Genomic DNA, 9,589 nt, shown 5'->3' on the forward strand with positions numbered 1-9,589 from the left:
CACCCCCCAGGCGCAACCTCGTCCACCATCACCCCGCCCTTCTCCGCTCGCGCGCCTTGCCGCGCAGCAGCGCCATCAGCACAGGCCCGAGCGAAAACTCCCCTGCCCGCGCCTTGGCGGTCAGAACGCGCAAATAGCCGCCGGCGGATTTGATTTCGTCCCCCCGCTGCAGGATGGCGGCGATGACAATCGAGGCGTCATGCTCGCCCAAGACGTCGAGCGCTTGGCTCCAGGCGTCTGGCGAAACGCCCAAGGCTGATCGAACGATCGCCGCCGCGTCGATCAAATCCCGCCAGCAGGACATTTCGCCACCCTTGCCGTAATCGACAATGTCGGGACAGGCTTGCAGCACCAATCCGAGGGGATACGCTCGTGGCGCAGCGGCGCGGCGATCCCGCAATTTGGGATCTAGCGGTTCTCCTCCCGCAGCCCCTGCCCTGTCGGGTTCCGCTTCGTCTATCATTGGCCCGGGCGCTTCGACCCTGCCTTCCTGAAGGCTAGGTTCAAGGTCAGAAATGTTTGTGGTTTGATTCTGTATGTGGCGCTCAGTCTGAGACTCATTGCCGCTCTTTTGTTGGCCATTCATGTGTGTTTCCAGCGCCTTCTGGATTTCCGCCGCAAACGCGGAAAGATCTCCCGCCAAAGTCGCAAGATCGGCGCGCGAGAGATTGCGCGCGTAGCGGCTAGACAGCGTGAAATAACGCTTGTGGAGCCCCACCCAATCCCGGATTTGGACGCCGTCGCAATCGATCGCGAGAACGGCTACCCCCTCCTCCATCCCCGTTTCGATCATTTTGACAATGTCGCGCCGGATGATCGTGATTTTCTCGCGCAGCAAGGCGATGGCGCGGTTCTCGGCGCGCACCTCTTCGGCGAGATTTTCGATCTCTTGCGCGCGCGCGACAAGCGGCGTCAGGTCGAAGCCGTAGGCCTCGTCGATCTCACCGCCCTCTCCGCGTCGCGCAAAGCGTTTGCCGTTCGGCGAGTCGCGCCGGATGATCAGGCCGGCCTCGACCAGCGACGCCAGATGCCGCCGCAGAGTCGCCGGCGCCATCCCATGGGCGCGGATCGAAAGTTCCTTGTTGGAGGGGAACACGACAAGGCCGGGAGACGGCCCATCATCGCCCTTCCCTTCGGCCTTTGTGTCGCTTTTGGGTAGCGTCAGCGCCGTCTCCTGATGGAAACTCAAGAGCGCATGCAGCACCGAAAGCGCGCGGTCGGTGACGCCGAGCGCTGCTTTGGCTTCGGTGAGGGCGCGAAACAGTCGCCATTTATGGACGACGGTTTCTGACGCGTCCGCCCGAGACACGAATTCCCTCGTCGCCGCCTGGTGCGCCACCATGGCAAGCGACAGTGTTCGCCGCCCAAAGGGCGTCGTTGTGTGTGACTGCATGACCTTTTGCCTCATTCAGGCAAAAGAAATCCGCTCGCCGAAACGGCGCCGACTCTTGACAGCGATTTGCGGAAGTGATTCTCTTAAGGTGCGAACTTTGGAGAGGCTTCCGGGCGGAAACGTTTCGGGGGCCTTTTCTTTTGCGCGTATGCTCCTTTGGATTAGGTTCGGAACGCATCACACTTATCGACGCTTACGCGAAGTGAGCCCTTTTGGGGAGGCTACCGCTTCGAATCACGAGCTCCCGTCTCCGTTGAGCCTTCATAGGCGGCCAAAAGAGCGTCGAGTTGACGGAGCACGTAATCTCCAAATGCGGGAGCGACCTTCTCATCGAAGGCTAATACGACCCGCTCGGCACCCCTTTGGACACGCGCAACCTTGCGGCCATCTTTGGCGACCCACATTTCCTGAGTCTTCTTGTGCTCAACCGAAGGTCTTAAGGCCTCCAAGAGGCTCGCAAAACGCTGGTCGCTGTCCAAAGACAAGAATTCGGTTTGCCGAATCACGGCTTCCGCGGTTGCGACCGCGTCGGCGTGCTGAAGCTTCTCCGCCAACTCCGCCCAACGCGCCCTTCCGGCTTTAGGAGCTGGGCCGATCGATATGGCGATGATCTCGGGGATCGCGCGCGCCATCGCCACGTATCTGCTTACGTCAGCTTTGTCGCAGGACAACGCCGTTATGACTACGGATCGATCAAAGCCCCGATCTTCCAGTCGTCGAGCGAACCAGGCGCGTTCGATGAAGGATAGATCGCGCCGCTCCAAATTCTCCTTACCTTGAGCGACGACAAGGTCGGCGTCACTCAAGGGGCGAACAACTGCTTGAACCTTGATTTTCAGTCGAGATGCAGCTCGCAGCCGGCGGTGCCCGTACGCCGCCTGGTAACGCCCAGCTTCGGTAGGATGGGGGCGAACGAGAATGGGCACCTGTTGCCCACTTTCCGCCATGCTGACAACGAGCGCCTCGAAAGTGGGGTCGACTTCGATCATTAGACGATCAGAAACCAACGACGCGTCGACGTCGGCTGGATCGATTTCCAAGACCCGATCGCCGGAAGAAATTTGATCTTGAAGGCGAGCGACGGTCTTCGCGTTTTCGCTGAACTGAGCCAGCGAGGCGCCCATAGCGGAGATCGCCCCTGTTCGCACGCGTTCAGCCCGCTCGACGGGAGAGGGAGCGTTGGGAGCTCCCAACCGGCCTGTGAAAAGCGCCTCGACCGTATCCTTCCTGCTCATGGTCAGCTCCGCCCCCAAGCCTGTCGCATCAGTTGTTCGATCTCGCCATTGACGGCATCGAGTGCCTCTAGAGCGCGATCATATGTGGATCGCGTGAGACTCTCTCGCCCGATTTCGTAAAGCGTCTGTTTGGTCAGCCCGGCGTCCGAAATTGCCGCGGACTTAACCATGGGATTTGTCATCACGTGGTCCCCGAAGAGATTGCGCAAGAGCGCCACGACCTTCGTCTGAGGGGCGTCCTGCGGCTCGTAGCGCGTCACGAGATAACGAAAGAAGTCATAATCGAGCCTGCCGCCTGCCTCCCGCACCACGGAAAGAAGATCGTGCGTCATCAGCAAAAATTGGCTCATTGACGCCACATCCAGCATCTGCGGATGAATTGTGACGAGCACACTGGTGGCCGCGCACAGAGCGCTTAAGGTGAGATAGCCGAGCTGTGGCGGGCAATCCATTACCACAACATCATAGCGGTCTGAGACATCATCGAGAGCGCGGGCAATTCTCGAAAAAAACATTTCCCCCGGCTGCGCCGACCCCGACAAGAGCGCCTTTGGCGTCTCATGCTCGAACTCCATGAGTTCGAGATTTCCCGGCACAATATCTAGCCCGTCGAAATACGTGGTCTTTGTGATCGCGCTGAGGGCGCGAATTTCATCGTCGTAGCGAATAGCGGCGTACAGCGTTTCATTCGCGCGCACATGCACTTCAGGCAGGATACCGAAAAGCGCGGAAAGGCTGGCTTGCGGATCAAGATCCACAGCGAGAACTCGATAGCCGCGCAATGCAAGATATTGCGCGAGATGCGCTGCCGTGGTGGTCTTGCCTGACCCTCCTTTGAAATTGGTGACGGCGAGAACTTGCAAGCGCTCCGCCGCGCTTCGCGACGGGAGATAGACGCGACTTTCGTTTCGTCCTTTGGCAGCCTGGGCCAGCATTTGGCGCAGAGCATTTATTTGCGAAAGGGTGTAATGACGCCGGCCACCGGGTGAAAGTGCGGGCTGCGGCCCCTCCCCGGCCAATGAGAGCTGACGCAAGCGAGAATCAGATACTCCGATGAGCCGCGCCGCTTCTCCCGACGTAAACTTCCTCAGCTCCTTTTTGGATGCCGGCGGGAACAGCGCTTCACTCATCGCCTGCAACTGTTCGCTGAGCAGCTCGGCGTGTTCGCCAATCGTTTCATCAATTGACGAAGTATGAGATTCAGAACGGAGAGAAGCTAAATTCACGGAAAGCTCTTCGGCTAACGGAAGATGCGCCATACTCGGCGAGACTTCGTTAAGGTGTCAGAAATATCGATTCGCGCAAGCGATTTTTGGTTAACACACATTAACTATTGAGGTCCCCAGCGCGGTTGGGAGCTCCCAACAAATAGCGGCACACCCCATAGAGGGCGTGCCGCTTTTCGAGACCCGCCGCACCAGGATCCCATCGTTCGAGCATAGTCGGCACGGATCTCCCGATGCCCGCGATCATTGAAAGACCATGACGCGACCGGCCCGATTTGTCACCCGCCCAGGTCGAGCACAGGTGTTCGACAGGCAGGAATTCGAGACGAGGGTGGCGCTCCAACGATTGCGCGCATCCTCACGGCTCCCAAACCAGAAGGCGCTTTGGCGCGAGATCATCAGATCTCTTCGCCGTGCCCAGCGGCACGGCAAGCTCGACGAGCTGGTGAGGGACCTGGACGCGCTCGTGAACGCGCCGACAGGCAGCGCGAGGCGGTTCTCGAAAGACGTCGCAGCCGGCCATCGCGCTGCCCCGAGCGGAGTCTCAGGCACGCGAGACGTCCCAGAGGCCCTTCCAGCGCCTTTCCGTGAAGCACCTGACCTTAGTTGCGAGGACGGGCGCACGAATCGTGGAAAGCTGCGGCTTGCTCGATCGTCAAAGAGAGCAAGGCGGAGCGCTGATGGCATTTAAGTCGTGGTCGCGCCTCCCAACCGGGTGGATTGAGAACGGCGGCCTCAAGAGCTTCCGCTGGGAGAAAGGGAAGGGTCCGAACAACGCGGCTGCCCTGATGATGCTGATGGTCATTAGCCATCATGCTGATTTGGAGGGTGCCGCCGCACTGACCGACGAGTTGATGCAGGCCACGTATTTGAGTCGCACCAAGACATCTGCAGGGCTGGACGTGCTCGAAGACAGTGAGCTGGTGGTCAGCGATGGCCTGAAGCGCAGTCGCTACAAGATCGTCGATCTATCCATCCATGCCGTGGGGCAAACTCCCCGCGAAACGGCTTTATGTTCACGGCGGGACCGCTGCTTTTCGGGGATTTCCACCTACGTCGGAAGACGGAGCTGGATGCGCTCAAACTTCATTTTTTTGGCGGCTGCTCTGCGCAATTTCGCAACGAGCATTGCAAACATGAGCTATGAGAAAATCACCGAGTATTGGGGAATTGAAAGGGCTAGGATTAAAAGCGGGCTATCTTTTTGGCGGCTCTTAGCCTCATTCACATACGGTGTCTCCAGCGGATAACGTCTGGCGCACCTAGAACCCTATACTCACGTGAGAACGAGAGGCCGCCGCATGGATGCCGAGATAGACCTTAGTCTAACAGCAGTTCAAATCGGCTTACTCCAATTCTGATTCCTAATTTTTCATCGGAGGCCGCGTTGAAGAGCTATCCCGTCCGGGTTTCGTTCGATCCGTATCGTGGCGCGAACCCAAACCGCCTACGGAAGAGTGCCGACTACAACCGAGTCGCCGCGCGCATAGAAAAATTTCTCAACGATCAGCTGGCGAACGAGCCCGACGACACGGTGCGCCAGTTCTTCAGTCGGACAATCGCAGCGGACTTGCGGGAAGACGAGGATTTGGTCCAGCGTGTCGTGTTCAGCATTGATTGCGGGCACAATGGCGTGACGATCGTGAAGGGCAACTTTGAACGTGCGATGGAAAGGCTAGCAAACCCTCCTCGGGAGCAGTCCGCCGAAAACAGTCGGGCGCGATGCTAGTTTCTGTAGCCCCGTCGTTCCTCGCCCGCCGCTGGCGCTCCAGGGCGGCAAGGGCCTCGGCCGGTGAAGGGTAGGGGGTGCTGCACACCTGGCCCGGCCGCCCGATGCGGCCTCAATCCCCAAATGAAGCTCCAGCCGCCGAACAGGTCCGGCTGCACGTCTAGCCGATAGAACCGAGCCATATTCCGGTGGGGTCGATCCGGCGAGGACAGCAGCACTCATGCGTCCTCCTACGCCCGCCTGCGGGCCTCGGGAAGATGAGTTTAGAAGGGTGCTGCGGCCGACGCCGAGCACCTTTGGCGACCGACGCCACGGAAATCATCGGGCCGCGCAGCATGGCGCGCGCTTTCACCGGGTTATCGTCGGACAGCGCCTTGTGCCTGCCCCCTTCCGGCCACGCGCCAAAGCGGCCTGCGGCGCGGGTGCGCTGCTGGATGATCGCGCGCTCAAACTCTGCAAAGGCCCCAGTGATAGAAATAGAGCAACCGGCCCTCGGGGGTGGTGGTGTCGATCGCCGGGGCGAGGCAGCGGAACCCGACGCCTCGCCCCCAAGTCCTCCAGCGCTAGGACGAGCTGCTTGAGCGACCGGGCTAGGCGGTCGCCCTTCGACACCACCAGCACCGGGCGTGGTCGAACAGGCGGGCCAGTTCGGGCCGGTCTTCCTTCGCCCCAGATGCCTTCTCTTCAAAAATGCACTCGCACACGGCGACCTTGAGCGCGTCGAGCTGCAAGGCCAGGTCCTGGTCAGTTGTCGAGACGCGGGCGTATCCGAGAAGCATTGTTGGGGAAACGTATCATACGGGGTATTCCGGACAATAGAATTCCGGACGGGTTTCCGAACACTCAACCGGGGCTTTTGCCCTCTGCCGAGGCTTCCGGTCCGAATGTTCGGAAAACGGTCGTTTGTTGAACATTCGGGCCGAGGGCATCTTGGTCGGGAAGGCCAAAGGCGCTAATCGAGTTGAGCGAAATCGAGCCTCAGCAAAAAGGCATCAATCGACAAGCCTTCCTTCTCACAAAAACCGTCCAGGTCAGTCCATCTCACATAGTTCGAAGGGTCGCTCAGTCTCAGGGAAGCGCGGCCGTCGTCTTCCGGCTGAAGCGATCCAACACCATAGTCTTCGAGCATTTTTGCCTGACGCTTCAATCGCGTGAGAGAGTATCCAAACGCACTGATGAAGTCATCGGCATCCACGATAACTTGGCCATGTTCACTGAATTTCAGACGCTTCGCGCGCTGGAATATCAGTTTTATCAATTCTCGCTCGCGCTGTGGAACTACGCTTGCCAAGCGTAAGTACTTGCCGATCTCCACAAGAGCCTTGGTTGCGTGCTTGTCTGTAAACTCGACTTTTTCTTCATCAAAATAGGCTTTCAGGCGACGCAGCGATTTGGGTTTTGTGGCCTGAATGAGCGTAGTGTTGTCTACGTATTCCGACTCGAACCAGCGTTTCAGGGTTCCCTCGATCTCGGAGAACCTGCCTTCGTGCTCGGCCTTTATTTTTTTCAGTTTGGTGATTGTGTACGTTGAGGGATTGCCGTCGACTGCGGCATGATGACTGGCGCAAAGAAGCATAAGGTTGTCTTGTGCCCGCCGCTGTTCGTTCGTCATACTTGCGTTAAATCTAGCTCCATCCGGCTTCGCTGCCTCGATGTGGCAAATGTGTCCGATCATAGTCCCCGCATTATCGATGATCACATTGCCACAGCCCTTCATGGCGCACAGGTTCCCAGAGCGAAGGTACAACGCGCGTAATGTCTCCGGGGTGGGGGTTAACCGAGCCGGTTGCTCGCCTGTAGGCGATAAAATGCGCTTAGAAGACCGAGCCATTCTCTACATCCATTCAAATCTGCCGCAGATTCGGCAGATGTTTTCCAAAGCGAGGTCAAAAAAGGCTTGGTCTCCCCGGGCAAATCCAGCGTTCAGAATAGGTTTGATATACTCGGGATTTCGCCATTTTTCCAAGATTCGATCCCTAACATTGCTATCCCATGCAAAACGCCCGATCGGACACCACACGAAATTCCTACCAAAATCGTCCCCTTTCTGAGCTTCTCTCAGACCATTTACGTCTGTGGAAAATGTGAGGAAGGCGAGTGCGCCGAGAGTCTCAAACTCCTCGAATAGAGATGCAAATTCTGAGAGGATATAAACATAATCGACTGCGGAATTCAGGGCCCGGCTGCGCTGCGCCCGAGAGTTCCGGTCGTTGATTCTTCGAGCCCCAGCGACCTCGGTCCACCAATGAACCGCGAAACCGGTCTACGCATGGACCGCGAAAATCCGACGCCTGAATCGGATTTTTCCAGGCTGTCCAGCCATGAAACCGAACGAGCAATCCTACCAACTGCCACAATCGACTACAGTCATGTTAGGTTGAGGCCGCCATCCGATAGCAAGATTTCACCTGTAAGGTAATCCGAGGCGACGAGCATCGCAACGGCTTGGGCTATATCCTCCGGGCTGGCTGCCCGGCCCATTGGTGCGCACTCCCGCCAGATCTGTTGCGCATCCGTCCAGTCGGCCGTCAGAGGCGTGTTCACCAAGCCGGGAGCAACGGCATTTACTCGGATATCCGGCGCGAGCGACAGAGCAAGCAATCGCGTTACGTGGTTTAACGCGGCTTTCGTCGCGGCGTACGGAATCGACGCGCCTTTGGGCCGGATGCCAGCATGGGAGCTGATATTAACAACGCAACCAGACTTTCCACGCCGAGCTGCTTCTCGTAGCGCCGATTCTGCCTCAGCCACCAATCGGAAGGGAGCTACTACGTTGACCTCGTGCAGTTCCTGCCAAACCGCTGGTGTCGCTGCGGCGAGGTCCGCATGCGGGATGATACGACTGATGCCGGCATTGTTGACCAAAACGTCGAGACGTCCCCAGAGAGAAACAGCCTCCCGCACGAGCCTCGTCCTGTCGGCATCCAGAGCCAGGTCGGCTTGCACATACGATGCGGACCCAAGTTCGACGGCTAATGCGTGCCCTGTCTCGACCGAGCTACGCGAATGCAAAACAACCGAAAATCCCTCGCCGGATAATCTACGCGCGATGGCGGCGCCGATGCCGGAGGTGGAGCCCGTCACGAGTGCGACGGGGGAGGAATGTTGCATAAGACGTAGTCCTTCATTACCGAGATTGGTGAATTTCGAAAATTCGTCGCCTAGAGGGTGTTATGCACTCTGTATTATGAAGTCGGCTGCGCGTTTGAGCATGAGGCAGGCGAAAGCGACGACGTGGAGGCCAGCGAGTGTGTCGGCGTAGCGTTCGTAGTCTTTGACCAGCCGCCTGCATCGGGTCGCCCAAGCGAAGGATCGTTCGACAACCCAGCGTTTGGGCAACAGCACGAAGCCTTTTTTCGCTTCGGAGAGTTTGACCACGCAGAGTTCGACGCCCTGCGCTTTGGCCGCCTCGGCGGCTTTCTCGCCGGTATAACCTTGATCGACATAAATAAGCTCGACGCTCTCGCCGGTGGCGTCCTGCACAGCGGCGGCGAGCTTGCCGACCTCGGCGCGGTCGTCGACATTCGCCGGCGTAACGTGCAGCGCCAGCAAGTGCCCCAGCGTGTCGACCGCCATGTGCAGCTTGGAGCCGCGCTTGCGCTTGGCGCCGTCATAGCCGGCCCGTGGACCGCTTTCCGGCGTCGAGCGCAGCGTGCGGCTGTCGATGATCGCCGCGGTTGGCTCCTCGGCGCGACCGGAGGCGACGCGCAACAAGGCGCGCAGGTCCTGCGCAAGCTCTTCGAACACGCCCGCCGCCAGCCAGCGCTGCGATTGCTGATACACTGCGGACCAAGGCGGCAGATCGTTGGGCATGGCGCGCCATGCTATGCCGTAACGCAGAACGTAGCGCAGGCCGTTGAAAAGCTCACGAAGCAAATGCTGACGTTGCGGAGCGCCCTCGTCCATCAGCGTCAGATACGGCGCAACCAGCGACCATTCTTCGTCGCTGACATCAGACGGATACGGTTTGCGAATCGGAGACATCCGATTCCATTAAGACAATCAA

9 protein-coding genes are annotated in these 9,589 nt (G+C 58.8%); 2 read left to right on the forward strand and 7 right to left on the reverse strand.

The genetic code is table 11. The features are described 5' to 3' along the window. Positions 1 to 28: 28 nt before the first annotated feature. The 3 genes from repC to repA form a co-directional block, all read right to left on the reverse strand. On the reverse strand, positions 29 to 1,393 hold the full coding sequence (gene repC, locus OGR47_RS21190) for a plasmid replication protein RepC (RefSeq protein WP_165056200.1): 1,365 nt from the start codon (positions 1,391 to 1,393) through the stop codon (positions 29 to 31). 221 nt (positions 1,394 to 1,614) lie between these two features. Beyond that, positions 1,615 to 2,628: a plasmid partitioning protein RepB gene (gene repB, locus OGR47_RS21195; protein ID WP_165056202.1), complete on the reverse strand. Its 1,014-nt coding sequence runs from the start codon at positions 2,626 to 2,628 to the stop codon at positions 1,615 to 1,617. 2 nt (positions 2,629 to 2,630) lie between these two features. Further along, positions 2,631 to 3,887 (reverse strand): plasmid partitioning protein RepA, encoded by a 1,257-nt coding sequence (gene repA, locus OGR47_RS21200; RefSeq protein WP_165056205.1) that lies wholly within the window; start codon positions 3,885 to 3,887, stop codon positions 2,631 to 2,633. Positions 3,888 to 4,441: 554 nt separating this feature from the next. Here repA and OGR47_RS21205 point away from each other — a divergent pair. Both OGR47_RS21205 and OGR47_RS21210 read left to right on the forward strand, forming a co-directional pair. Then, positions 4,442 to 5,104 (forward strand): hypothetical protein, encoded by a 663-nt coding sequence (locus OGR47_RS21205; RefSeq protein ID WP_165056207.1) that lies wholly within the window; start codon positions 4,442 to 4,444, stop codon positions 5,102 to 5,104. A 137-nt stretch (positions 5,105 to 5,241) separates the two neighbouring features. Beyond that, positions 5,242 to 5,583, forward strand: coding sequence for a hypothetical protein (locus OGR47_RS21210; protein ID WP_165056209.1), 342 nt, complete (start codon positions 5,242 to 5,244; stop codon positions 5,581 to 5,583). 590 nt (positions 5,584 to 6,173) lie between these two features. Here OGR47_RS21210 and OGR47_RS21215 read toward each other — a convergent pair. The 4 genes from OGR47_RS21215 to OGR47_RS21230 all read right to left on the reverse strand — a co-directional run bounded on the left by OGR47_RS21215 (position 6,174) and on the right by OGR47_RS21230 (position 9,567). Continuing rightward, complete coding sequence (locus tag OGR47_RS21215) at positions 6,174 to 6,362, reverse strand: recombinase family protein (protein ID WP_246729899.1); 189 nt, start codon at positions 6,360 to 6,362, stop codon at positions 6,174 to 6,176. A gap of 173 nt (positions 6,363 to 6,535) precedes the next feature. Continuing rightward, a complete protein-coding gene (locus OGR47_RS21220; RefSeq protein WP_216697982.1) occupies positions 6,536 to 7,258 on the reverse strand; it encodes a hypothetical protein in 723 nt (240 codons plus the stop codon). A 692-nt stretch (positions 7,259 to 7,950) separates the two neighbouring features. After that, the gene (locus tag OGR47_RS21225; protein WP_165056213.1) at positions 7,951 to 8,694 is read right to left on the reverse strand and encodes an SDR family NAD(P)-dependent oxidoreductase; all 744 of its coding nucleotides are present in this window, start codon (positions 8,692 to 8,694) and stop codon (positions 7,951 to 7,953) included. Positions 8,695 to 8,754: 60 nt separating this feature from the next. Then, positions 8,755 to 9,567, reverse strand: a complete 813-nt coding sequence (locus OGR47_RS21230) for an IS5 family transposase (RefSeq protein ID WP_216697983.1) — start codon at positions 9,565 to 9,567, stop codon at positions 8,755 to 8,757. Between the last annotated feature and the right edge of the window lie 22 nt (positions 9,568 to 9,589).

It is taken from the genome of Methylocystis sp. MJC1 (genome assembly GCF_026427715.1).
Lineage (GTDB): Bacteria > Pseudomonadota > Alphaproteobacteria > Rhizobiales > Beijerinckiaceae > Methylocystis.